Source organism: Selenomonas sp. KH1T6 (genome assembly GCF_900108415.1).
GTDB lineage: Bacteria > Bacillota > Negativicutes > Selenomonadales > Selenomonadaceae > Selenomonas_B > Selenomonas_B ruminantium_A.
On sequence record NZ_FNWN01000027.1, the window covers coordinates 13,568 to 34,624 of the forward strand.

At 51.9% G+C, this 21,057-nt stretch carries 29 protein-coding genes; 19 read left to right on the top strand and 10 right to left on the bottom strand.

The window, feature by feature from the left end; all coding sequences use genetic code 11:
• The first annotated feature begins 44 nt into the window (after nucleotides 1-44).
• From BLW59_RS17160 to BLW59_RS13335, 4 genes are read left to right on the top strand one after another with little or no spacing between them, the layout of a single operon-like run.
• A complete protein-coding gene (locus BLW59_RS17160) occupies nucleotides 45-170 on the top strand; it encodes a twin-arginine translocation signal domain-containing protein (RefSeq protein ID WP_081348539.1) in 126 nt (41 codons plus the stop codon).
• Nucleotides 167-796: a flavodoxin gene (locus BLW59_RS13325; protein WP_074698163.1), complete on the top strand. Its 630-nt coding sequence runs from the start codon at nucleotides 167-169 to the stop codon at nucleotides 794-796. The genes BLW59_RS17160 and BLW59_RS13325 overlap by 4 nt, the downstream gene beginning before the upstream one ends.
• 26 nt (nucleotides 797-822) lie before the next feature.
• On the top strand, nucleotides 823-1,482 hold the full coding sequence (locus BLW59_RS13330; RefSeq protein WP_318258585.1) for a hypothetical protein: 660 nt from the start codon (nucleotides 823-825) through the stop codon (nucleotides 1,480-1,482).
• Nucleotides 1,479-1,955, top strand: a complete 477-nt coding sequence (locus BLW59_RS13335) for a flavodoxin (protein ID WP_074698165.1) — start codon at nucleotides 1,479-1,481, stop codon at nucleotides 1,953-1,955. The genes BLW59_RS13330 and BLW59_RS13335 overlap by 4 nt, the downstream gene beginning before the upstream one ends.
• A gap of 70 nt (nucleotides 1,956-2,025) precedes the next feature.
• Here BLW59_RS13335 and BLW59_RS13340 read toward each other — a convergent pair whose 3' ends face one another.
• The gene (locus tag BLW59_RS13340) at nucleotides 2,026-2,184 is read right to left on the bottom strand and encodes a hypothetical protein (RefSeq protein WP_217634623.1); all 159 of its coding nucleotides are present in this window, start codon (nucleotides 2,182-2,184) and stop codon (nucleotides 2,026-2,028) included.
• Between the two features lie 202 nt (nucleotides 2,185-2,386).
• Here BLW59_RS13340 and BLW59_RS13345 point away from each other — a divergent pair, with 202 nt between their 5' ends.
• Both BLW59_RS13345 and BLW59_RS13350 read left to right on the top strand, forming a co-directional pair.
• Nucleotides 2,387-2,818, top strand: coding sequence for an Rrf2 family transcriptional regulator (locus BLW59_RS13345; protein WP_074698166.1), 432 nt, complete (start codon nucleotides 2,387-2,389; stop codon nucleotides 2,816-2,818).
• Between the two features lie 4 nt (nucleotides 2,819-2,822).
• Entirely contained in the window at nucleotides 2,823-3,698 is an 876-nt protein-coding gene (locus tag BLW59_RS13350; protein WP_074698167.1) for a DUF5131 family protein, read from the top strand.
• A gap of 95 nt (nucleotides 3,699-3,793) precedes the next feature.
• Here BLW59_RS13350 and BLW59_RS13355 read toward each other — a convergent pair whose 3' ends face one another.
• From BLW59_RS13355 to BLW59_RS17815, 3 genes are all read right to left on the bottom strand, one after another.
• Nucleotides 3,794-4,954 carry a UxaA family hydrolase gene (locus BLW59_RS13355; protein WP_074698168.1) on the bottom strand — a complete coding sequence of 387 codons (1,161 nt, stop codon included), beginning with the start codon at nucleotides 4,952-4,954 and terminating at the stop codon, nucleotides 3,794-3,796.
• Nucleotide 4,955: 1 nt separating this feature from the next.
• The gene (locus BLW59_RS13360; RefSeq protein ID WP_074698169.1) at nucleotides 4,956-5,267 is read right to left on the bottom strand and encodes a UxaA family hydrolase; all 312 of its coding nucleotides are present in this window, start codon (nucleotides 5,265-5,267) and stop codon (nucleotides 4,956-4,958) included.
• Between the two features lie 68 nt (nucleotides 5,268-5,335).
• Nucleotides 5,336-5,497 carry a hypothetical protein gene (locus tag BLW59_RS17815; RefSeq protein WP_175463448.1) on the bottom strand — a complete coding sequence of 54 codons (162 nt, stop codon included), beginning with the start codon at nucleotides 5,495-5,497 and terminating at the stop codon, nucleotides 5,336-5,338.
• A 153-nt stretch (nucleotides 5,498-5,650) separates the two neighbouring features.
• Here BLW59_RS17815 and BLW59_RS13365 point away from each other — a divergent pair, with 153 nt between their 5' ends.
• A complete protein-coding gene (locus BLW59_RS13365) occupies nucleotides 5,651-6,523 on the top strand; it encodes a LysR family transcriptional regulator (RefSeq protein ID WP_074698170.1) in 873 nt (290 codons plus the stop codon).
• A gap of 128 nt (nucleotides 6,524-6,651) precedes the next feature.
• A complete protein-coding gene (locus BLW59_RS13370) occupies nucleotides 6,652-7,029 on the top strand; it encodes a hypothetical protein (RefSeq protein WP_029544764.1) in 378 nt (125 codons plus the stop codon).
• Nucleotides 7,030-7,059: 30 nt separating this feature from the next.
• Here BLW59_RS13370 and BLW59_RS17480 read toward each other — a convergent pair whose 3' ends face one another.
• The 5 genes from BLW59_RS17480 to BLW59_RS13390 form a co-directional block, all read right to left on the bottom strand.
• Complete coding sequence (locus tag BLW59_RS17480) at nucleotides 7,060-7,236, bottom strand: hypothetical protein (protein WP_175463449.1); 177 nt, start codon at nucleotides 7,234-7,236, stop codon at nucleotides 7,060-7,062.
• Between the two features lies 1 nt (nucleotide 7,237).
• A complete protein-coding gene (locus tag BLW59_RS13375; protein WP_051650365.1) occupies nucleotides 7,238-7,513 on the bottom strand; it encodes a DUF4405 domain-containing protein in 276 nt (91 codons plus the stop codon).
• Nucleotides 7,514-7,821: 308 nt separating this feature from the next.
• A complete protein-coding gene (locus tag BLW59_RS13380) occupies nucleotides 7,822-8,418 on the bottom strand; it encodes a hypothetical protein (RefSeq protein WP_074698171.1) in 597 nt (198 codons plus the stop codon).
• A gap of 330 nt (nucleotides 8,419-8,748) precedes the next feature.
• Nucleotides 8,749-9,996: an MFS transporter gene (locus BLW59_RS13385; protein ID WP_074698172.1), complete on the bottom strand. Its 1,248-nt coding sequence runs from the start codon at nucleotides 9,994-9,996 to the stop codon at nucleotides 8,749-8,751.
• A 14-nt stretch (nucleotides 9,997-10,010) separates the two neighbouring features.
• A complete protein-coding gene (locus tag BLW59_RS13390) occupies nucleotides 10,011-11,669 on the bottom strand; it encodes a family 43 glycosylhydrolase (RefSeq protein WP_074698173.1) in 1,659 nt (552 codons plus the stop codon).
• Between the two features lie 142 nt (nucleotides 11,670-11,811).
• Here BLW59_RS13390 and BLW59_RS13395 point away from each other — a divergent pair, with 142 nt between their 5' ends.
• From BLW59_RS13395 to BLW59_RS13425, 7 genes are all read left to right on the top strand, one after another.
• Nucleotides 11,812-12,627 carry a helix-turn-helix domain-containing protein gene (locus BLW59_RS13395; protein WP_074698174.1) on the top strand — a complete coding sequence of 272 codons (816 nt, stop codon included), beginning with the start codon at nucleotides 11,812-11,814 and terminating at the stop codon, nucleotides 12,625-12,627.
• Nucleotides 12,628-12,963: 336 nt separating this feature from the next.
• On the top strand, nucleotides 12,964-13,515 hold the full coding sequence (locus BLW59_RS13400; RefSeq protein WP_081348542.1) for a TlpA family protein disulfide reductase: 552 nt from the start codon (nucleotides 12,964-12,966) through the stop codon (nucleotides 13,513-13,515).
• Entirely contained in the window at nucleotides 13,508-13,657 is a 150-nt protein-coding gene (locus tag BLW59_RS13405) for a CD1871A family CXXC motif-containing protein (protein ID WP_029544758.1), read from the top strand. Before BLW59_RS13400 ends, BLW59_RS13405 begins: the two co-directional genes overlap by 8 nt.
• Nucleotides 13,658-13,670: 13 nt before the next feature.
• On the top strand, nucleotides 13,671-14,516 hold the full coding sequence (locus BLW59_RS13410) for a 4Fe-4S binding protein (RefSeq protein ID WP_074698175.1): 846 nt from the start codon (nucleotides 13,671-13,673) through the stop codon (nucleotides 14,514-14,516).
• A 60-nt stretch (nucleotides 14,517-14,576) separates the two neighbouring features.
• Complete coding sequence (gene fliB, locus BLW59_RS13415) at nucleotides 14,577-15,419, top strand: flagellin lysine-N-methylase (RefSeq protein WP_074698176.1); 843 nt, start codon at nucleotides 14,577-14,579, stop codon at nucleotides 15,417-15,419.
• A gap of 131 nt (nucleotides 15,420-15,550) precedes the next feature.
• Nucleotides 15,551-16,825: a purple acid phosphatase family protein gene (locus tag BLW59_RS13420; RefSeq protein WP_074698177.1), complete on the top strand. Its 1,275-nt coding sequence runs from the start codon at nucleotides 15,551-15,553 to the stop codon at nucleotides 16,823-16,825.
• Between the two features lie 75 nt (nucleotides 16,826-16,900).
• The gene (locus BLW59_RS13425; RefSeq protein WP_074698178.1) at nucleotides 16,901-17,935 is read left to right on the top strand and encodes a Gfo/Idh/MocA family oxidoreductase; all 1,035 of its coding nucleotides are present in this window, start codon (nucleotides 16,901-16,903) and stop codon (nucleotides 17,933-17,935) included.
• Between the two features lie 18 nt (nucleotides 17,936-17,953).
• On the opposite strand, the gene BLW59_RS13430 is transcribed toward BLW59_RS13425, so the two are convergent.
• Nucleotides 17,954-18,280 carry a hypothetical protein gene (locus BLW59_RS13430; protein ID WP_074698179.1) on the bottom strand — a complete coding sequence of 109 codons (327 nt, stop codon included), beginning with the start codon at nucleotides 18,278-18,280 and terminating at the stop codon, nucleotides 17,954-17,956.
• Nucleotides 18,281-18,442: 162 nt separating this feature from the next.
• On the opposite strand from BLW59_RS13430, the gene BLW59_RS13435 reads away from it, so the two are divergent.
• The 4 genes from BLW59_RS13435 to BLW59_RS13450 all read left to right on the top strand — a co-directional run bounded on the left by BLW59_RS13435 (nucleotide 18,443) and on the right by BLW59_RS13450 (nucleotide 20,466).
• A complete protein-coding gene (locus tag BLW59_RS13435; protein WP_318258589.1) occupies nucleotides 18,443-19,591 on the top strand; it encodes an Rpn family recombination-promoting nuclease/putative transposase in 1,149 nt (382 codons plus the stop codon).
• A gap of 199 nt (nucleotides 19,592-19,790) precedes the next feature.
• A complete protein-coding gene (locus BLW59_RS17820) occupies nucleotides 19,791-20,015 on the top strand; it encodes a DUF1659 domain-containing protein (protein ID WP_074698180.1) in 225 nt (74 codons plus the stop codon).
• Nucleotides 20,016-20,029: 14 nt separating this feature from the next.
• Complete coding sequence (locus BLW59_RS13445) at nucleotides 20,030-20,239, top strand: DUF2922 domain-containing protein (protein ID WP_074698181.1); 210 nt, start codon at nucleotides 20,030-20,032, stop codon at nucleotides 20,237-20,239.
• Nucleotides 20,240-20,301: 62 nt separating this feature from the next.
• Nucleotides 20,302-20,466: a YvrJ family protein gene (locus BLW59_RS13450; RefSeq protein WP_074698182.1), complete on the top strand. Its 165-nt coding sequence runs from the start codon at nucleotides 20,302-20,304 to the stop codon at nucleotides 20,464-20,466.
• The last annotated feature ends 591 nt before the right edge of the window (nucleotides 20,467-21,057 follow it).

Genomic DNA, 21,057 nt, shown 5'->3' on the forward strand with positions numbered 1-21,057 from the left:
ACATAGACAGGCAGAAAGATACAAACTTAGCGAGTGTGATGTGTATGAACAGGCGGGAATTCCTGAAGGTCACGGGCATGGGGGCCATGACCCTGTTTTTGGCAGGGTGCGGCCTCAGCGGCCTGGGAGGAGAGGGAACGAAAGCAAATGCGGAAGGAGTACGACAATGAAAAAAGTATGGCTTTTGTGTCTGAGCCTTTTGATGGTCCTGGGGCTGCTGGGCTGCGGCTCTGATACGGGCAAGGCGGAGGAAAAGGCTGCGCCTGCGCCGGTGCAGAAAGCGGAAACCCCGGCTAAACCCGCGGCTGCCGGCAAGGAGAAGATTTTGGTGGCATATTTCTCAGCCACGGGCAATACCAAGGCCCTGGCGGAAAATGCGGCCCAGGCGCTGGGGGCTGACCTCTATGAGATTCGCCCGGAACAGCCCTATACCAGCCAGGACCTGAACTACAATGATGAAACAACCCGGGCCACAGTGGAGCAGAAAAACGACAGCGCCCGTCCAAAGCTGGCAGATTTGCATGCCCCGGTGGCAGACTACGACACCATCGTGCTGGCCTATCCCATTTGGTGGGCCCAGGCTCCCCGCATCATGGACACCTTCGTGGAAAGCTATGATTTCACGGGCAAGAACCTGACCGCTGTATGCACCTCCGGCGGCAGCGATATAGGCTCCAGCGCCGACTATCTGCAGAAGATCACCAAGGGGCAGGCCAACTGGAAGCCGGGCAGGCTGTTCAGCCCCTCTGCAGGTGCAGGGGAAATCAAGGGCTGGTTTGACGGCCTGGGCTTCTGATGATGAAAGGGCGGATTACTTTTCGCATGGCGGTAACGGCACTTTTGCCGTTGCTGCTTTTGCTGGTTATGAGCTTCCACTATATTCCGAAGCTTTTGCATGAAGTCCTGGGCATAGCCTGTCTGGTACTGGCCGTGGTTCATGTCTATCAGAACAGGCGTTGGTTCAAGAGCCTGGGCAGGGGCAGATGGGATTTCCTGCGGGCCTTGGGCACCGTCACCAGCATCCTGCTGACAGCCCTGATGCTGGCAGCGGTCATAGCGGGGCTGGGCATTTCCAACTATCTGTTGAAGGACATCATGCCGCTGGAAATCCAGCGGAGCATTGCCATTCACCAGTACCATGTGTCCCTGCCCTATGCCCTGATGATTTTCTGCGGCCTCCACTGGGGCCTGCACTGGCGGGGGTGGCTGGCACAGTGGAAGAAGCTTGTGCCGTTGTCACTGTCTCCCAATACCAGCCGGATAGCAGCGGCAGTACTGGGGCTTTCGGCGGCGCTCCTGGGCATTTACGGCTCATTCCTGAACAGGGTGGGCGACAGGCTGCTGATGAAGCACATCTTCGCCACGGAAGCCACCAACCAGCCAGGAGAAATATATGCGCTGTTGCTGATGGGGCTTCTGGGGCTTTATGTGGTGATAGGATTTTTATTTGACTATGTTTATAGAGGGAGGAAAACTCAATGAGCAAGAAATTAGTAGCGTATTTTTCCGCCAGCGGCGTAACGGCCAAGGCAGCCAAGACCCTTGCGGAAGCAGCCGGGGCTGACCTTTTTGAAATCAGGCCGGAGGTGCCCTACTCCAAGGCGGACCTCAACTGGAATGACAAAGCCTCCCGCAGTTCGGTGGAAATGAATGACAGGAGCTCCCGCCCCAAGCTTGCGGCAGGTGATGCCAAGATTGCGGATTATGATGTGATATTCCTGGGGTTCCCCATCTGGTGGTACGTGGCGCCCACCATCATCAACACCTTCCTGGAGAGCTACGACTTCTCCGGCAAGACCATAATCCTCTTCGCCACCTCCGGCGGCAGCGGCTTTGGCAAGGCTGTGGAAGGGCTGAAGGGCAGCGTGTCGGAGACAGCGGTTATCAAGGAAGGCAAGCTGCTGAACGGGAATCCTTCGGTTGCTGAACTTAAAAACTGGGTGGAAAGTTTTTAATCTATCAAGCCGCATAAACAAAAAAATCCGTTCCTTAAGAATTGCATTTATTCTTGAGGGACGGATTTTTTTAGTAGATTTCCTCATTTTTCTTGTGGTAGTGCACAAAGGGAACACCGGCTCCAGCGGGCAGGTTGTTGACGCTGATCTCTGCCCCCGTAAGATTCAATTTGTCATGCAGCTCAGTTCTTGCATCGCTTGCCACACTAAGTTTGTTGAAGTTTGCCATTTTGATTTCCTCCAATGATTTTAGTTGTAATGATGTCGATTACAATAGAATAATAACATTGCTTTGACGTAATGTCAATGGTTACAACAAAAAATCTGAGGCGTACATTTTCCTCATTGTCATAAGTTGGGCGGGGATTCTTGTTGACATTTTAGGGATGATGTAATATTGTATGGTACAACGATTATTCAGGAGGGGTTCCATGCAATTTTCCTTTCGTCTGCCGGTAGCAACGCACATATTGCTTTGTATAGAGCGGTTCAAGGATGAGTACAAGACAACTTCCACCTTTTTGGCAAGCAGTGTCAATGTAAACCCGGTCATTATTCGGAAAACATTGGGGCAGCTCAAAGCCGCTGGTCTGGTGGATGTGGCAGCAGGCGTCGGTGGGGCAAAACTAACCAAAAGCCCGGAAGACATCACCTTATGGGATGTCTTCCGGGCTGTGGAAGAGGATGAAGATCTATTTCATTTTCAGGAGAACCCTAATCCGAAGTGCCCCGTGGGCAGGAATATCCATGGGGTGCTGGGTGACAGGCTGGAAGAGGTCAGGCAGCACATGCTGGCTGATTTCAAGAAAGTCACCATTGCAGATTTACTGGCGTCTATAGAGGCCAAAGAAGCGGCTGAGTGAGAAAATGCACGATATCTGGAATCCATGGCATGGTTGCAGGAAAATCAGCCCCGGCTGTGCCAACTGCTATATGTATACGTTGGATAAGCAAAGAGGCAAAGATGGCGCTGCCATTTATCGCACGGCAAACTTTGCCTATCCGTTGCAGAAAGACCGCTACGGCAGCTATAAGGTAAAAAGCGGCGAGCTTATCCGCGTGTGCATGACTTCGGACTTTTTCCTGGAAGAGGCTGACAAATGGCGGAACGAGGCCTGGGAAATCATGCGGCAGAGGCCGGATGTCATCTTCTATCTGCTGACCAAGCGGCCGGAACGGGTGGCTGACTGTCTGCCCCAGGATTTTGGCAACGGCTGGGAGAATATCTGGTTCAACGTCACCTGCGAGAATCAGCGAATGGCTGATAGAAGACTGCCGCTGCTTAGGGATTTGCCCTTCAAGCACAAAGGTGTGATGTGTGCTCCCTTGATTGGTGCCGTAAGTCTGAAGCCATATCTGGAGGAGGGCTTTATCGAGCAGGTTATCTGCGGCGGTGAGAATTATGAAGGAGCACGGCCTTGCAACTATGATTGGGTACTGGCTCTGCATGAAGAGTGCCAGAATGCCAATGTATCCTTTTCCTTCATCGAAATAGGTTCGCATTTTATTAAAGACGGCAGACACTATCGCTTGAACAGCAAGCAGAAACAGGCGGAGCAGGCCTTTAAGGCAGGTCTGAATTTCAGGGGCAGGCCAATGCAGTTTGACCTGCGATATACCATTGGGATTCCTGTAACAGCAGATGAATACTATAGACCAGCATATGACGGACCCCATTGCCATGCCTGTGGGAGCCGCTTGATATGCAATGGATGCAGCCATTGCGGTAAGTGCGGAAGCTAAAAAGAGCCAGCCATAAATCAGGGATAAGTCTGATTTATGGCTGGCTTTTTCTGATATTAGCTCCATGCTCATATTAACTGCTGCTGTGGCGGATGTTAAACGAATCGACATACATGGTCAACGGCTATGTCGGAAAAACCGTAGGCTTCTGCTTTGGTGAGTTTACCGTTGGCTATGTCGTGAATTTTATCGAGCAGCATGGCACCGCTGTCGGCTATAGAACATTCTCCCCGGATAATGCCGGATAAATCTGCATCCATATTGTCTTCCATCCAGCTATAAGTATGTTCATTGGCTGTGACTTTCATAACTGGTACAATGGCGTTGCCGGTAGGAGTGCCGCGACCAGTAGTAAATATGATAAGCTGACAACCTGCTGCAGCCATTGATGTAACAGACGAAATATCATAGCCTGCTGTATCCATGACGATAGCTCCTTGTTTGGTGGGGGCTTGTGCCTGTTCCAGCACCTCTACAATGGGACGAGTACCGCCTTTTCTTATGCAGCCAAGGCTCTTTTCATCAATGGTGGAAAGACCGCCAGTCTTATTGCCCGGCGTGGGTTGCCCTGCCCGGCAATCCTGTCCTGCGGCTAAAAGATGTTTTTCATATTCTTCGCAAACCCGGATAATTTGGTCGTGAATTTCTGGGGTGGCGGCACGTTTGGCTAAAACGTGTTCACCGCCAATCCACTCAATGGATTCACTCATCATAGTAGATGCCCCCAAATCCACCAGTCTGTCGCTCAAATTGCCCACAGCAGGATTAGAGGCAATGCCGGAGGTGGCATCGCTGCCGCCACACTCAATCCCCATTAGCAACTCGCTGATGGGGAATTTTTCTTTTTGCTGCATGCCAGCCTCAGCTGCCATTTCCCGGGCAGCACGCACGGCTTTCTCGATTGTTTTAAGGGTGCCGCCTTCCTCTTGAATGCCAAAGGAAACTACAGGTTTGGAACATTTTGCCTGTATCTTTTCGCGTAGCTTTGCGTGGGGAACAGTTTCGCATCCCAGTCCGATTATTACTACGCCATATACATTGGGGTTAAGTGCAAAGCCAGTCAGGACTTTTTGGCTCATAGCCGTATTGGCTGCCACATCACTGCAGCCTGTATTAAAGACGATATTAACGGCTCCTCGTACTTGGGAGGCCACAATGCGGCAGGATTCGCTGCCACAGGCACAGGCAGGCAAAATCAAAATATGGTTGCGGATGCCGGGCCGACCTTCTTTTCGTCTGTAGCCATAAAACTCCATGTTATTTACCTTCCCTTCCCAATATGTATTCGCTGGCATAATCTCTGGGGACGCTGCGGATATTTTCATGGCTGACCCAGCTGCCTTGGGGAATATCCTGCAAAGCCTCACCGATAACCTCGCCGTACTTGTAAACAAAATCCCCTTTAGATAGAGGCTTTAGGGCTATTTTATGCCAGATGGGAATAGGGGCGGTAGCTTTTACCTGTGCCTCGCCACTGCCATGGCACAGCACCAAATCTTGAGGCTCCACATCACTGGTGCAGGTGGCAACATTATCCTGCATATCCAGCAAAATTGCTTTTTTGTCCATAATGCTCTCCTTGTAGAAATATTTTTATCACTGCCAATCTATTTCTGTTTGTAGAAACAGATTCCTGCTTACAGAGCCTCATTCATGTCTATAAGATACCGGCTATAGAGCATATTTTGCTGAACAAGAGGTTCTTCCTTATGCATTTCCTGAGCCAGCTGATATTTCTTCACGGCGGTATGGGTCCTCATCATGAGTTTCTCAGCGTATGTTTTCATTGCCTGTTTCATTTTCATTACCTCCCGCTGTCTTTGATATCTTCTTTCTGCCTATATCATAGCGTGGATGAGGGGAGATGAAAAACACTTATAATCGATTTATATATTGAAAAAACCGATTGATTGCTGTATGCTGATAGCAAAGAAACCAAGGGGGAGTATGCCATGAACATCCAGCAGATGCAATACTACGCCGAGGTCTGCCGACAGGAGAATGTGACCAAGGCTGCCGCCATTTTGCACATGTCTCAGTCAACCCTGAGCCTGGCAATGAAGAACATAGAGGAGGACACGGGACTGAACCTGTTCCGCCATGTGGGACGCAATATCCAGCTGACGGAGGATGGGCAGGCACTATTCCATGAAGTGGAAGGCATGCTCAAGCAGGTCAAGCGGTTTGAGGCCAATGTCAAGGAGATTGCCAAACGGCATAACCGTCTGCAACTGGCCATTCCTTCCCAGATTGCGACAGTGATACTGCCGTTGCTGTTAGGTGAGTTTCACCAACTGCATCCCGAAATTCAGCTGGAAATTACGGAGCCCGCAGGCGGGGCGGCACTTGATATGGTGGAGCGGGAAGAAGTTGACATTGCTTTTGTTCATGATGCGGATGGGCGGTCCAATCTGTCCTTGAGGAAGTTATCCACCTGGCCAGTCTGCCTTTGTGTTCCCCGCCAGCATCCACTGGCACAGCGGGAATGTATCTCTCTGGCCGAAGTCAGCACCTATCCATTGGTGCTGCTTAGCCGCAACTTCATCTTGACCAAGCGGGTCCTGGCAGAATTTGAAAAGCATAAGCTGACGCCGCAGGTTTTGCACTATTCGCCGAACCTCTCCAGCGTATGGAATATCGTTGGGCGGGGCATAGCTTTTTCTGTCCTGACTGGAAACGGCATCCTGCCGGATAGCAGCCTGGCAGCTGTACCTATTGCGGGATTTGAGCAGAAGGGCTTTATAGTCACCAAAAAAGGAAGACAAATTTATGCTGATGAACGCTCGTTAATAGATTTTTTTAAGCAAAAGTTTGTAGCCAAATAATATAGGGGCTGTTACATGAGTGTAATTCCGCCAACGCTTTCAGTTTCTGCCCTTCCCTAATTCTCCTATAATTATGAAATGATATGATAAGTCCATAATGAAAAATATAGCCTCGGGGAGGAATAAAGATGATAGTATCCATCAACCGTGACGGTGTCTGCATGGGGGACGACGCCATGGACCACCGCAGGGACATCGAAATGGAAGACAGGGCCACTGGCCGGGACCTTTTGGAAAAACTGCTGGAAATGAACTACCTGCCAGACCTTAGCGATGCCATCTGGTACACATGGAGCCTGCGAGCCCCATGCATCGTCGCTTGGTCCTGCAAAAAGAAGAAAATTATCGCAGAACTAAAGAATGTTCCTTTAATGCAGATAGACGGCGACAAGACTTGGTACGATTTCCGCCACATCCTCAAGGAAGACCTTTATCTCCTTAGAGATGATATAAAGAATACCCCGGGTATCTGGTACGACAAGGACTTCTTCGGGGGCAGTCTGTAATGCCGCAGAAACGCGGGGACTGTTGTTTCTTTAACTTGCGTTATCCCTTTTGGCATGATGAGCGGGTCTGGGTACATCAAGGGTTACCGGGAACTCTTCGATAATAGGGGCGTTGACGTGGGCACTCTTGTGGATGTCGATTTTTTCAGCCTCTACAGGGCGTTCTTCGTAACTGCTCACACTGGTGCGGGTAAAAATAGCATTCATATCAAACACATTCCTTTCCATTTTCGATATTTGCATTCATAGATGCCTTTTTTCTGCAAACTTTCTTGGTCACTACAGAAATCCAACTCTTGTGCCAGACAAGGTGGAGAAGTATCCCCACGGACATAAGATAGCCGCTATATGTATGCACCGTAACAAAGGGGCCTTTTGCCTCTCTGCCACCGGGAATCAAATGAAAGTCCAGTAAAAGCCCAGTGGCTATGCAAGCAAGCCCGCTGAGAAACAATAGCCAGTCAAGGCAGTAATTCTTTTTCATGGTAAGCCTCCTATCAACTCATTAACATGATGCACAGCAATAAAAAAAATCGACGCTCCCTAAAAGGGCAGAAAGCCACAGGGACTTTCCACGTCGATTTTCTGCCGCTAGAGCGGCACGGCTCCTACACAGCCGCTTATGCTATTGCCAATAATATATCATAAACGCCTTATGGCAGCAATAGTTACTTTTTAGATACTTGGCATACAAAAATGACTATGAGTATCTTGGCAAGGAAAAATATGGTTTGCCGAGAAAGATGATATGTAGATTATCCCTTATGCGGAGCACAAGCTGATTCTTTCGATTCAGGAAAAGAGGATGAGGCCGCCCTTGCGTTGGTGGCCGGTAGTCCAGAGCATTTTCAGGTCAAGCCAGCGCCAGGTGCCATAGGTGACGGCTTTGACCATGAATGTATCTTCGAATTCTTCATAGCCATTGAGGATATACCAGTGCCAGACAAAGTCGTCCATGGCAGGGGCCTTGTGCTTGAGGGTGAGGCAGGGGATGGGCCAGCCGCTATCTATCTGCTTTTTGATGACTGTCTTGGTATCCTCAAGGTTTTCTTTGCCATCCCAGGGGGTGAGGGCGATATCTGTCACGCCCCTTTGGTGGAGAAACTTGGTGAAGCCTTCAATGTATATGTCCAGTTTATCGATGCCGCTCCAGCGGGGACGCAGGTAAGGTTCCATGACGTAGGCAAAGTCCACATAGTCCTCTTGGGAAATGTTGTTTCTGTCATGGGGGTAGAGGCCTGTCTTGCCCTTGTATAGTTCGAAGCAAAGGCTGCAGTCGCAGGCGGTGATGGCGGCACAGCCTCCCATCTTCATCCATTGTGTGCGGCACCAGTCCTGGGCGCCGCCATAGGCTGTGCCCACGTTGAAATGTGGAAGTTCTTTTTTCATAGTGGTGTTGCTGTCTCCGTTTATTTGCCAAAATATTTCCAGCCGTGCATGGCTCCTGTGACTACGGCAATTCTCTGGTCGAATCGTTTCATAAGCGTCACCTTCCTGTAGTTTCGCAGAATATCTTTTTAAGAAGACTTCTTTATCTCAAGCTATAATCCTGCCAGTAATGTGTGTGAAATCACGTTGGGAAAAATAAGCGTATCCACAGAAAGGTTTGGTTTTGTGCTGCATGCTTATCATAAGATCTGACAAAACACAAACGTCAAAAGCCCCCGGCTATGCAGTGTTTGGACTGCCAATGGCCGGGGGTTGTCAGTTGAAATAATATTACCGTCCTATGCTCTTTATGGAAAGCACGCAGAGTCCGCCGATTATGGAAAACACCATGGATACGAAGAAGACACTGGAGAATCCGAAGAGAGATATGACGGTGGCAGCAATAATGGGGGCTATGGCCTGGGTCAGGGTATTGCCAAGATTGTAGACCCCCAGGAAGAAGGCTACGCGCTCCTTGTCGGGTATGACCCGCAGATTAAGCAGATTGTCCAGGGAGTTCCAGAGGCCCATGCCCAGACCTGCGCAGAGGGCATAGATGAGGATGCCGTCATCACGCAGCAGGAAGAGGGCCAGAGCCCCCAGGGCCAGGAAGATGGGGGAAAGGCCTACGGGAAGTTTCAACACGTTGAACTTATCGGACAGGGGGCCTGCCACAAAGCCCATGAGAATGCCGAAGGCCAGCATGACAGAGTTCAGAAGCTGGATGGAGGAGGCGGTGCCGTCTCCCATCAGCAGAAAGTCCGTCATGATGTAGAGAATGTAGCCAGTGACGGCGAAGTTGCCTATGCCCTGGAAAAGCTTGCCGATAAGGGCAAGGTAATAATCCCGTCCGATGTTCCAGGCAGGGAAAACCTTTTTCACGGTCTGCCAGGAAAGACCGGGCTTCTTTTCCTGTGAAGCCTGCTTTTCTTCGGCCGCTTCCTCCAGATTGGAAGGCTCATTGACTATAAAGACGGAAATCAGCACGCCAATGAAGGCGATGATGCCAAAGATGATGAAGCCTGTGCGGAACTGTCCCAGGAACATGGCGCCGATGACGTTGAAACCGTTGTTGCCCAGAGCCATGCCCAGACCGCCGTAGGCTGAGGAGGCGGTGCCTTTTTTGTCATCCTCGGCAAAATCCAGCCAGGCGACCATGGGAGCCACGATGAAATTCAGGGCAGCCTGACCTACCATCCAGGAAGTCAGCAGCATGGGAATGCCCTGGGAAAAAGAAGCGGCGGTCATGGAAGCCATGAAGGCGAAAGCGCCGCCTACAATCCAGGGGGCACGCTTGCCAAAGCGGGAACGGGTGTTGTCAGAGAGGGCGCCTGCCAGCATGTTGGAAAGGGCTGCCACAATCATGCCCAGGGTAGAGAACAAGGCCAGCAGGGGAATCTTGTTTTCTGCATCAAGTTCCTGCAGCAGGGCAGGCAGGAACAGGCTCACCATGACGATATAAGGGCCAAGCCAACTGGCAGGACCGATGATAAGTCCCGGTACCAGCCGTTTGAGGGAAATGACAACTTTGTTGCTCATAATCGAAAGCCTCCTTATTCTGCTGAGGTTACTTGGTAATAGTAATAGTTTCCGTGAGAGTCATGCTGATGGGCGTCTACTGCGCCGATAAAGTTGAAGAGACCTGTAAAGCCACCGATTTCGCCTGGTTCGCCATTGACGCCTTCATCAGAAAGATAGCTGGCATCTATACTGCCTGATAGTTGTTGCCAGGCAGCGTTTTCATCTAATCTGTAGAATACTTTCACCGTTCCGTAATTATAATCGAGGCGCAGTTCTATAGGAGTGTCGGGCATGGGGACGGTATCAAAATCATAGGTCAGGCGTTCACCCAGTTTTGCCTGCATCAGGCATAGCATAAGTTTTTCTTCTTTGTCATCCAAAGCCAGGTAAGCATAGAGCCAGTTGTTGGAATCGTAGTAAAGTCCTGTGCCTGCCCGTTCAGAATAATGGTTGGGGGAGAAGGAAAGCTTGACCTGCAGGCTGTACTTGAAAGATGTGGCCCGGGTGGCCAGGATGGATGGCGCTACCTGGGAAAAGAAGGAATTGCCGCCGTAAAGCTCCAGGTGACCATCCTTGATATCGGCCCAGGATTTATTTTTCAGGTGATAAGGGGTAAAGAAAGCAGACAGGGCGTCTTCTGTGGCAAAATCCGTAAAGATATCATTTGCGTGAAAATTTTGCTTAGCATTTGCGGCAGCTTTGGGAGCGGGCACTTCCAGCTTGGCAAGGTTGGAGCTGTCCTCCAGTTCCAGCCAGCCTTCTTTCGTCCAGCGCACCTTCTGCAGGCCGGTTTCCCGGCCAAGGGGATTGAGCTTGGTGCCAGGCAGAGGTCGGGACATGAGGTGGGTAATGTACCATTCATGGTCAGGAGTTTCCACCAGGGAGCCGTGCCCTGCTTTTTGCAAAGGAGAATGGGGATTGAACATTTCAAAATGGCCTGCATCCGGGTCACCCAAGGAGAACAGATGGCGTGGAGAGGAAGTGAGGATGGGTTCACCGGTGGGATTGCTTTCGTAAGGTCCGAAGATATCTTTAGACCGCCCCATCTCAATGCCGTGCCCGTAGCCTGTACCGCCGGAGGCTGCCAGCATATAGTAATATCCATCATGTTTGTAGATTTGAGGTGCCTCTATGCAGCCCCGGGTGGTAAAGCCGGTGGTCAGACGGTGCCATTTGCCCATGAGCTTGCCGGTGCTGAGATTTATCTCCGCCATAGCCAGATGCCCCGGAGCCTGGTAGCCGCTGCGTGTTTCCCACTCCAATATGGCCAGATAATGGCGGCCAGCTTCGTGGTAAAGGGAAGGGTCAAAACCTATGGAGGTGAGGTAAATCGGCTCTGACCAGGGGCCTTTTATATCGTTGGCCCACATGGCATAGCTTTGGGCGTTGAATTCCCGTCCGGCCATATTTTCCATCAGGGAGTAAGCCAGCCAGAACTTCTTTTCTGTTTCATCGTAGGAAAGATGAGGAGCCCATATGCCGGCGGGGGTGTTGGTGCCCCGCAGGTCTATTTCGTCATTTTGCAGGACAGTGGCGCATTGCTGCCAGTTCATAAGGTCGCGGGAATGGTAGATGACTACCCCGGGAGCCCAGTGAAAAGTTGAGGTGGCAATGTAATAATCTGCACCTGCTCTGATGATGGATGGGTCAGGTGCCATGCCGGGAATAATGGGGTTTACTATCATATCCATAGTGAAGTGCCTCCTGAAAAGTTCGATTCTATCGGATTGATGACATGGTAGCACAGGATATGCTATAATTCAATAATAAACAAGAATCGTGTTTGAATATTACTGTTACAAGTAAGAATTGTAAGGTTTTGAGGTGATGGCTATGTCCGGCAGCAAGCATGAGATAGTGGCGACTAATCTGCCCTTGGGCATCAGGTTTTACGAATCAAAGGTGGAAACGGACGGCTATGTGCCTTTTCACTGGCATAACAGCGTGGAAATCCTTTGCGTGCTGGAAGGCAGCCTGCGCCTCAATGTCAATGGCCAGCCGCATACAGTGGGAGCAGAGGAGTGCATAGCTGTGTCCTCGGGCCTGATCCACGATGTGGCTAATACGCCCAATCGTGCCCTGGTGCTGCAGGTACCCTTGGGGATATTGAATCCCTTTGTTAAGAACCCGGCCAAGCTTCAGTTCAATCTCCAGAAGAACAGGAATGAGCAGGCTTACGCAGAGGTGGTGGCAGACTTTGTCCGACTGAATGAAATCCTGAAGGAAAAGTCCTGTGGATACCTCTTTGACGCAGAAATCACCTTGATGGGGATTCTGAAGCGGTTGGTGCTGGATTTTACGGAAAAGGAGCAAATAAAAAGCCGGATAGGCAAACCTATCCGGGATGTAGTGGTGCATATAAATGAACATTACAAGGAGCAGATTACTGTACCTGAACTGGCCAGGCTTTCCGGCTACAATGCTAATTATCTCTCAAGACTCTTCCATGAGCAGATGGGCATGCCTTTGACGGAGTATATCTACAGGGTGCGTCTGGCTGCTTTCTACAAGGCTCTGCTAGAATCTGATGGAAGCATAGGGGAGCTTATGCTGGAATACGGTCTGAAAAATGAGCGCACGGCTCGGGAGATGTTCAGGAAAATCTATGGGAGCCTGCCGTTGGAGGTAAGGAAGAGGTATCAGCAATAAGCGCTTATGTTTCAGGATGCTTCATGAAATCCCGTTCATAGGCACCTACAATATCCATCAGGACAGACTGGATTTGTCCTACGGACTGAGTTTCCACCCAGCGGCTCACAACTTCCGGCATCCCGCCGGTCACCTTCGACAATCAAAGGTTTGCGGTATGGGGAATCCTTGACCCCGGAAATCGGGGAGCTGGCCTATATAGGCGGAGAGCAGCCAAAACAGTTTGATGCTTGGTGGGAGCGCATGAAATAGAAAATGCCGCTATGGGAATGCAGGGGGATGGCAAGGAGGGAGCGAATCTAACTAAGGAGTGAATTTTGAAAGGAGAGGTTGGCTATGAAGGCTTTTTGGCAGGCTGGGGGAATCCTGGCGCTTGCGGCAGGTTTTTTCCTGGTGGGGTGCGGCTCCGGGGTGGCAGAGCAGCCTATGGCTAAAGTTGCTGCCCAGCAGGGGCAGGAGGATTTCCCAAGCTTCAGGGCCGTGGATCTGCAGGGCAATGAAGTGACAAAAGAAATCTTTGCTCAAAAGAAAATCACAGTGGTAAACATCTGGGGCACCTTCTGCCCGCCCTGCATCGGCGAGATGCCGGAGCTGGGGGACTGGGCCAGGAATATGCCGGCGGATGCCCAGCTCATAGGCATTGTCTGTGATGTCATGGACAGGCAGGATGCCGGATCCATTGGGACGGCGAAGAAGATTCTGGGCGAAGCCGGGGCAGAGTTTGTGAACCTGGTGCCGGATGAGGCTCTTATGAAATATCTTGAGGGCGTGGAGGCCGTGCCCACCACTATCTTCGTGAACTCAGAGGGGAAAGTGGTAGGCAGCCCTGTGGTGGGGGCTGATGTGGAGGCCTATAAGGCGTTTGTGAGGAAATATCTGCATGAGTGAGGGCAAAAGAAGGCTGCTCCTGCAGGGAGGCCTCCTGCTGCTTTCCCTCCTCAGCGTAGCCTGGGGAGTCAATCGGGGCGAGGCAGCCATCGTTTTGCGGAAAGCTGTGCGGGTCTGCATGGAATGCATTGGCTTAGGCTAGGAGGGGAGGCAGCTTGCGACAATCTATCAGGCGCAAACTCATCCAGACGCTGGCCCTTTTCCTGGCTGATCCAAAGCTGGGCAATTTCCTTTCGGGCAGGCTCTACAAGGGAGAGTGGAAGAGCCTTTGTGTGCCGGGGCTGAACTGCTATTCCTGCCCGGCGGCGGTTTTTTCCTGCCCTATTGGAGCACTGCAGGCAGTGACAGCTTCGGCTGGGTTCAGGTTCAGCTATTATGTTACAGGATTTCTTATGGCTGTAGGGGTGTTATGGGGACGGGCAGTCTGTGGCTATCTCTGCCCCTTCGGGCTTTTTCAGGAGCTGCTTCATCGTGTTCCCCTGCCGAAGAAAAAATTATGGCCGCCTCTGGTTTATGTGAAATACGTTATCCTGGCGGTGTTTGTCATGCTGCTGCCGCTGCTGTGGACGGATTATTCCGGCGCAGGCTTGCCGGCCTTCTGTGAGTTTATCTGCCCGGCTGGCACCCTGGAAGGAGGACTGCCCCTCCTTGCCACCCACCCGGAATTCAGGCAGGCGCTGGGGAAGCTCTTTGCCTGGAAATTCCTGGTGCTGTTGCTGGTCTGCCTGGGGAGCATGATGAATTATCGTTTTTTTTGCAAGCTTCTCTGCCCCTTGGGAGCCATTTATGGGCTTTTGAACCGCATCAGCCTTTACCGCCTGCAGGTCAGCAGATCAGCCTGCGTGTCCTGTGGCAAGTGCCAGAGTGCCTGCCCCATGGGGGTAAACCCGGTCAGGAACCCTGGAGCAGCAGAGTGCATCCGTTGTGGAGAATGTGTTGCCAACTGCCCCCAGCAGGCTTTGTTGCTAAGATTTTCTACAGATTCAATGAAACATTCTTGATAAAAATTGCCGCTATTGCTGTAAATGAGAATAGCGGCAATTTATATGGGGGAGCTTGAGATGTTGAAGACAATATATCCAGATTTTTACGAGGACTTCTGCTGCAAGGCCGATAAATGCCAGCATACCTGCTGTGCCGGCTGGGAGATTGATATCGATGCCGCAACGGCCGCAAGATACCAGCAGCTGGCGGGGCCGGTTGGCGAGGCTATACGCCAGAATATCGTCGAGGTTGATGGCACCTGGCAGTTCGTGCTTGGTCCAGGCGGCCGCTGCCCGTTCCTGCGCAGCGATGGCCTTTGTGAGCTTATCCGCAGGGCTGACGAGTCTGTCCTATGTGATATCTGCGCGAACCACCCGCGCTTTTTCGTAAGCCTGGGGGACTATGAGCTGGCGGGGGTGGGGCTTAGCTGTGAGAAAAGCTGCGAGCTGTTATTGGCAGAGGAAAAGCCACTGCATTTCCGGACGGAAGCTGGCGAGAAGCTGTCCCTCAAGGAAGTGCTGCAGCGCTTATCCCTGCCGGTGAGTGACGAGGACCTGTGCTATCAGACAGGCCTTACTGCTGATGATGCAGCTTTTGTGCTTGACTGCCTGCAGAAGACGGAGCCCATCGATGAGGCCTGGACGGCTCAGCTGGCCCAGCTGCGTTCTGCAGATATGGAGCTTGAGGCTGACGCGCCGCAGGCCTTCGACCGCATCTATCAGTACATACTATACCGCGCCCTTGAGCATGTGCCCCAGTACGGCTGGGGCACGGTGCTCTCCTATGCGCAGCTGAATACCGACTTTATCTATTTGCAATATCAGCTGACAGGTGAACTGGCAGAGTTAACCCGCCGCTGGTCCGAGCAGATTGAGTACAGCACCGAGAATGTCAGGCTGCTGATGGAGCTGTTAGCTTGATGCTAATTTACTGCCTGTAAACAGATGACTGAACCCTGGCCGGGGAAGGCATGGAAATTCCTGCTTGACTTGGAGTGGACTTCAAGCGTTAGAATTGAAGGCAAGAGATAAAGTATTTGCAGGAGATAGTAATGAACAGAAGAACTTTTATTACGGGGGCCCTTGCCACTCTGGGGCTTCTGGCAGGGGGCTTTTATTTTGCCAAGGGGTCCCTCTACCGTCAGGCGGTGAATGGCGTGCGCGGCTTGTCGGGGGAGGTGGAGGCACGTTTCTTGCGGCAGCTTGTCACATCTGATGCGGCCCACAGCCGGACCATCTTATGGCAGTCGGACAGCCCCCTCACTAATGCCGGGGTGGAATACCGCCTGGCTGGCCAGGAGGATATCAGGATGACAGCTGCCAGGGAAGATTTTTTCACCGATGACGGGGTGAAGAATAATCAGTATCTGGTGAACCTGCAGAAACTGGAGGCGGATGCGGATTATGAATACCGGGTGGTGGCAGAAGGCGCCACGGGAGAGTGGCACAGCCTGCGCACGGCTGGTGCGGAAGATTTTGAGTGTCTGATCTTCCCGGATTCCCAGTCCAGCGACTACAGCGATTGGGAGGCTTTGGCGCAGGATGCCGCCCGGCGCAATCCCCAGGCGGCTTTTTTCATCAATATGGGGGATATCGTGGACAACGGGGAGGACCATACCCAGTGGCAGGCCTGGTTCAATGGAGTGGAGGGCATCATGGACCGCCTGCCCTTCGTGCCCCTCATGGGCAATCATGAAACCTACGACCAGAACTGGCAGGTGCGGCTGCCGGAGGCCTATCTCCACTACTTTGCGGTGCCGGAAAACGGCAGTGAGGATTTTTCCCGCTATTACTATTCCTTTGACTACGGCGAGGTACATTTCATAGTACTGAATACCCAGTGGGACGAGACGGAGGAGTTCAAGCCGGGGCTGAAGGAAGAACAGCTGCAGTGGCTGCGGAAAGATGCCGAAGGCAGCGACAAGAAGTGGAAGATAGCCCTGCTCCACAAGGATGTGCTGCAATACCGCATCCACAAGCGTCCCGAGCGGCAGGAGGGCATTTCCGACGTGGGTGAGGCTTTCATGCCCCTCTTTGACGAGCTGGGCATAGACCTTGTCTTCACCGCCCATCTGCACACCTACCGCAACCGGGGCCATATCAGGAACTTCCAGCGGGACAGCGGGGGGCCTCTCTACATATTGACCGGCGTGGCGGGCAACGTCCGCTATCCCGGCCTCTGGGTGGATCACCAGCTGGACGAGGTGGTGGCTCCCCAGCCGGAGACGGACAACTACCTAACCATGCAGGTGACAGCTAAGGAAATAACCGTCAGATGCTTCCTGCCTGACGGCCGGGAGATTGACCGGGTGACGGTGACTAAATAAAAGCCGTAGGCCATGGCAGGAGCAAAGGATTTGGCCAGTGAGACAGCGAATAAAATGCTTTGAGGTGATATTGCAATGGAAAACAGGAAATTAGTAATCGGCTATATAGGCAATGGCAAGAGCACCAACCGCTACCATCTGCCCTTTGTGCTGAACCGCCCCGATACGCTCCGGGTGAAGATGATCTATCAGCGTAATCTGGCGAAACAGGACTGGACGAGGATTGAGGGCGTCACATATACGGATGACCTGGAAAAGATCCTCCATGACCCGGAAATAGATGTGCTGGTGGTGACGACGGCCACGGCAGCCCATTATCCCCTGGCCAAGAAGGTGCTGGAAGCCGGGAAGAACTGCGTGGTGGAAAAGCCCTTTGCCACAAATGCTGAGGAAGCGGCAGAGCTGTTCCGTCTGGCAAAGGAAAAGGGCGTGATGGTGCAGTGCTATCAGAACCGCCGCTTTGACAGCGATTTCCTGACGGCCCAGAAGGTGCTCTCCTCCGGCAGATTGGGGGAGCTCTATGAAGTCAACATGAACTATGATTACTACCGGGCTTATGTGCCGGAAGGGGCAGAGAGCTTCCGGAAGGACGAGGCCTTCCTCTACACCCACGCCTGCCACACCGTGGATCAGGTGCTGGCCTGGTTTGGCAGGCCTTTGGAAGTCCGTTCGGATGTGCGGCAGCTTTTGGGCAAAGGCCGCATGAACGATTACTTTGATCTGGATTTCTTCTATGAGGGCTTCAAGGTCTCAGTGAAGTCCAGCTATTTCAGGGCCAAAGCACGTCCCAGCTTCGAGCTTTACGGACGGCGGGGCTGTTTTGTCAAGGAAACCGAAGACAGGCAGGAAGCTGATCTGAAGAAGTTTTACCTGCCTGCAGGCCACCCGGACTTTGGCCTGGACCTGCCGGAGCATTACGGCACCCTCACCTGGTACGATGAAGCTGGGAACTACCACGAAGAAAAAGTCCCCAGTGAGAAAGGGGACTATGCACGGTATTATGATGCCCTGTATGAGACGCTGCTGAACGGCGCGCTGCCGCTGGTGACGGAAGAGGAGACCATGGAGCAGATGCGGATTTTGGCAGAGGCAGGGAAAGAGCTCTGCTGAAGGCAGCAGCATGTCTTATCATTTTTTCTTCACCCGCTCCCAAAGAGGGGATTTGACTTCCCTGGAATCAGCAGCAGCTTTGACTGAAGGTTTCGGTTGCTGGGCAGACCCAAGCTGGGACCAATTCATAGGTGCAAATGTTTGGGGCATAGCGTTTGCGGCGGCCTTATCAGCTTCTTTGTGGTGGTGTGCTTCTATTTCCTCATGGGTAGGGACTGGAATAGCCCTTGCGGTTCCTTGTGCATAATTCGTTTGTTCTTGTCGGATGACGCGTGAGGCAGGTTTTTCCTGCTGCAGGCCGCCGCTTAGTAAATAGCTGATTAGAGCCTGTTTATCTGTATCCAATATTGTCACCTCATTTTCAAAAGAGAATAATGGCACGAATAAACCTTTGGAATCAGGCTGCCATTATGGTGAAGGATTCGCCAGCCGGGTTATAAAAAACTTTTTGGGGAAGCAATGGGGGAAGTCTCTGTGAGGGAAAGCTAAGTCGCGGAGGAATATATCTTGAAGATTGTTGAGGCAGCACGGGGAGGAATTCGCCGTCGCCATCGCAAGGGGCGTGACGGACTGGTGGCAGTAAGGCATGAGGGGCGGAAAGGCCCCTTTTTCCTTGCCTTTTTGGCAGAGAAGTCATACAATAACAACAAGGATAGCAAAGAAATGAGGTGTCAGAGTTTGAGCGACAAAGATACTATCACCAAAGAATACATGAGCCAGCCGAAGCAGTTCGCTGACCTGTTCAATGGCTACTGTTATAATGGTGAGGAAGTCATTCGCCCGGAGAACTTGCGGGAGCTTGACACCACCAGCATTGTCCTGCCCTACGGGGCGGACGGCGCGGTCAGCCCCCAGCAGAAGGACAGGGACGTGCTGAAGATGCTCCTGAAGACTGACGGCAAGGCAGCTTACTGCATTTTAGGCGTGGAAAACCAAAGCGAAATCCATACAGCCATGCCCGTCCGCAATCTTTTGTACGATGCCATGACTTTGGCAAAGCAGGTAGACCAGGCGGCAAAGTCCTATCGGGAAGCCAAAGACACGGGCCAGGACACGGCAGAATTCCTGAGCGGCTTCCACCGCGGGGACAAAGTGCTGCCGGTGGTCACCATCGTGGTGCATTGGGGGACAGACAAGTGGGACGTGCCCCTGACCCTGCGGGAAATGTACCCGGAGGACATCAGCCCCCGGCTTATGAAGTATGTGGCAGACTACAAGATGAATCTTGTGTCCCCGTCCCTCATGAGCGACGAGGAGCTGGATCTTTTCAAGTCAGACCTCAAAGAAGTGCTGAAATTCATCAAGCACTCTGCTGATAAGCATGAACTGAAGAAGCTGCTGGACGACAATCCAGGCTACCAGGATATCAAGCGCCTGGCGGCCCAGACCATCAGCGTTTGCTCCAATGTGAAATTCGATATCCCCGTGGGTAAGGAGGCGGTCAACGTGTGCAAGGCTATTGAAGATATGAAGATGGATGCCAGGAATGAAGGACGTAGCGAGGGACGCAACGAGGGCCTTAACGAAGGCATTTCCAAGGCAGTCACCATGCTGAAAGACCTGCAGCTCACCAAAGATGCAGCAATCCAGCAGATCATGAAAAACTATTCCCTGCCCGATAAAGAAGCAGCGGCACTGGTGAACAGCAACTGGTAAAATCCCCCTTGCAATCATAATGTCAACCTGCTAGGATAAACTCAACAATAAAACATTGCTGCTAGGAATGACAGCAATCCATCTAAGTTATCACGCCCTATGGGCTGATATATTTGGTTGTCATTCCGTCAAAGGCCCGAGGCGAAATGACAGCTTCGGGCCTTTGGCATTTATGCAGTTCTCAGAAAGGAGAATAGACATGGCAGCAGAAGCAACAGCCAGCACCACTACCCTGAAGCTCATGGTAGAGAAAGGCACCGGCAAGGACGGGCAGCCCCTCTACGCCGCACGCAGCGTGCCTGGCATTTCCCCAGACCTCACTGATGATGACGCATTTGACCTGGGCAAGGATCTTGCCAGCCTCCAGACCCACGATTTCGGCTACGTCCAGCGCGTCAACACCTTCAATTTGCACGAAGCGTAAGGGAGGGTTAGAAAATGCGTACACTTACCATGACTTTCAAACTGGAAGCAGGCAGCACCAAGACCTACACCCTGCAGGACCCTGCACCGGGGCTGACTGACGCAGCGGTCAGGACCGTCATGCAGAAGATGATTGACAAGAAAGCCGTTTCCGTAGGCGGGGAGCAGGCCACGGAGATCAAGGAAGCCTATATCCGCATCAGCGACCGCGAGGAGCTGGCGTAAGGATTGGCAAGGACGGCAGAGGCCCCGACTATCGGGGCTTTTGTTGTATAGGGGGTGAGGAAATGGAACAGACAGCACTGACGGCGATTTCCACGGTGGGGTTTCCTATTGTAGTTACGTTTTATCTGCTTACAAGCTTTCAGAAGTCTATGGACAGGCTCTCCGGAGAGATTGCAAGGCTCACGGAGTTCTTGCAGGTTATGGAACGGGAGCACAGATTTAAGTAACGAGGCCGGGCGACCGGCCTTTTTTACGGCAAAATTTGCATAATGTGTTATAACTCGGAAGAAGATGTCCCCCACCTCTGCAGGTGGGGGGGCGAATATCATATAACCTAAAGGTCACGCGACAGGCGGTGAGCACATATCTCCCGCCTCGTGCGACGCGAAGCTAGTCCCTGTGGGAAAAGGGGCTGTTGCACGTAATCAAAACGTGCAGCAGCCTCATTTTTATGCAAAAAGATAATCCCGGGATATTCAAGCCCCGGGATTAGGTGTAGAATTTAGGTATGCAAAAACCAAATTCACAGAAAGAGTATACGTCTTTAGGAGAGAATTATCAACTGTTTCTCCCCTTAAATCTTGAATTTCAGGTTAGCAAAGATGACCCCGTCCGCCTGCTTCGCCACTGCATTGGAGGTATGGATATAAAGTCACTGGAGGAGACCTATCAAAGGATAGATCGAAATCTGGCGTCGCCCAGGCAGATGCTGGCCATCCTTGTTTATGCCGGAATGAACCATATTTTGAAGTAGTACACTTTTAGTTGACAGATATAAAACAAGCATTCAGTATATATGATGCTGAATAGAAAAGGAT

Excerpts from the sequence above, each read along its gene's own strand:
- BLW59_RS17160 (WP_081348539.1), top strand. The coding sequence starts at position 45 with ATGAACAGGCGGGAATTCCTGAAGGTCACGGGCATGGGGGCCATGACC.
- BLW59_RS13325 (WP_074698163.1), top strand. The coding sequence starts at position 167 with ATGAAAAAAGTATGGCTTTTGTGTCTGAGCCTTTTGATGGTCCTGGGG.
- BLW59_RS13330 (WP_318258585.1), top strand. The coding sequence starts at position 823 with ATGGCGGTAACGGCACTTTTGCCGTTGCTGCTTTTGCTGGTTATGAGC.
- BLW59_RS13335 (WP_074698165.1), top strand. The coding sequence starts at position 1,479 with ATGAGCAAGAAATTAGTAGCGTATTTTTCCGCCAGCGGCGTAACGGCC.
- BLW59_RS13340 (WP_217634623.1), bottom strand. The coding sequence starts at position 2,184 with ATGGCAAACTTCAACAAACTTAGTGTGGCAAGCGATGCAAGAACTGAG.
- BLW59_RS13345 (WP_074698166.1), top strand. The coding sequence starts at position 2,387 with ATGCAATTTTCCTTTCGTCTGCCGGTAGCAACGCACATATTGCTTTGT.
- BLW59_RS13350 (WP_074698167.1), top strand. The coding sequence starts at position 2,823 with ATGCACGATATCTGGAATCCATGGCATGGTTGCAGGAAAATCAGCCCC.
- BLW59_RS13355 (WP_074698168.1), bottom strand. The coding sequence starts at position 4,954 with ATGGAGTTTTATGGCTACAGACGAAAAGAAGGTCGGCCCGGCATCCGC.
- BLW59_RS13360 (WP_074698169.1), bottom strand. The coding sequence starts at position 5,267 with ATGGACAAAAAAGCAATTTTGCTGGATATGCAGGATAATGTTGCCACC.
- BLW59_RS17815 (WP_175463448.1), bottom strand. The coding sequence starts at position 5,497 with ATGAAACAGGCAATGAAAACATACGCTGAGAAACTCATGATGAGGACC.
- BLW59_RS13365 (WP_074698170.1), top strand. The coding sequence starts at position 5,651 with ATGAACATCCAGCAGATGCAATACTACGCCGAGGTCTGCCGACAGGAG.
- BLW59_RS13370 (WP_029544764.1), top strand. The coding sequence starts at position 6,652 with ATGATAGTATCCATCAACCGTGACGGTGTCTGCATGGGGGACGACGCC.
- BLW59_RS17480 (WP_175463449.1), bottom strand. The coding sequence starts at position 7,236 with ATGAATGCTATTTTTACCCGCACCAGTGTGAGCAGTTACGAAGAACGC.
- BLW59_RS13375 (WP_051650365.1), bottom strand. The coding sequence starts at position 7,513 with ATGAAAAAGAATTACTGCCTTGACTGGCTATTGTTTCTCAGCGGGCTT.
- BLW59_RS13380 (WP_074698171.1), bottom strand. The coding sequence starts at position 8,418 with ATGAAAAAAGAACTTCCACATTTCAACGTGGGCACAGCCTATGGCGGC.
- BLW59_RS13385 (WP_074698172.1), bottom strand. The coding sequence starts at position 9,996 with ATGAGCAACAAAGTTGTCATTTCCCTCAAACGGCTGGTACCGGGACTT.
- BLW59_RS13390 (WP_074698173.1), bottom strand. The coding sequence starts at position 11,669 with ATGGATATGATAGTAAACCCCATTATTCCCGGCATGGCACCTGACCCA.
- BLW59_RS13395 (WP_074698174.1), top strand. The coding sequence starts at position 11,812 with ATGTCCGGCAGCAAGCATGAGATAGTGGCGACTAATCTGCCCTTGGGC.
- BLW59_RS13400 (WP_081348542.1), top strand. The coding sequence starts at position 12,964 with ATGAAGGCTTTTTGGCAGGCTGGGGGAATCCTGGCGCTTGCGGCAGGT.
- BLW59_RS13405 (WP_029544758.1), top strand. The coding sequence starts at position 13,508 with ATGAGTGAGGGCAAAAGAAGGCTGCTCCTGCAGGGAGGCCTCCTGCTG.
- fliB (WP_074698176.1), top strand. The coding sequence starts at position 14,577 with ATGTTGAAGACAATATATCCAGATTTTTACGAGGACTTCTGCTGCAAG.
- BLW59_RS13420 (WP_074698177.1), top strand. The coding sequence starts at position 15,551 with ATGAACAGAAGAACTTTTATTACGGGGGCCCTTGCCACTCTGGGGCTT.
- BLW59_RS13425 (WP_074698178.1), top strand. The coding sequence starts at position 16,901 with ATGGAAAACAGGAAATTAGTAATCGGCTATATAGGCAATGGCAAGAGC.
- BLW59_RS17820 (WP_074698180.1), top strand. The coding sequence starts at position 19,791 with ATGGCAGCAGAAGCAACAGCCAGCACCACTACCCTGAAGCTCATGGTA.
- BLW59_RS13445 (WP_074698181.1), top strand. The coding sequence starts at position 20,030 with ATGCGTACACTTACCATGACTTTCAAACTGGAAGCAGGCAGCACCAAG.
- BLW59_RS13450 (WP_074698182.1), top strand. The coding sequence starts at position 20,302 with ATGGAACAGACAGCACTGACGGCGATTTCCACGGTGGGGTTTCCTATT.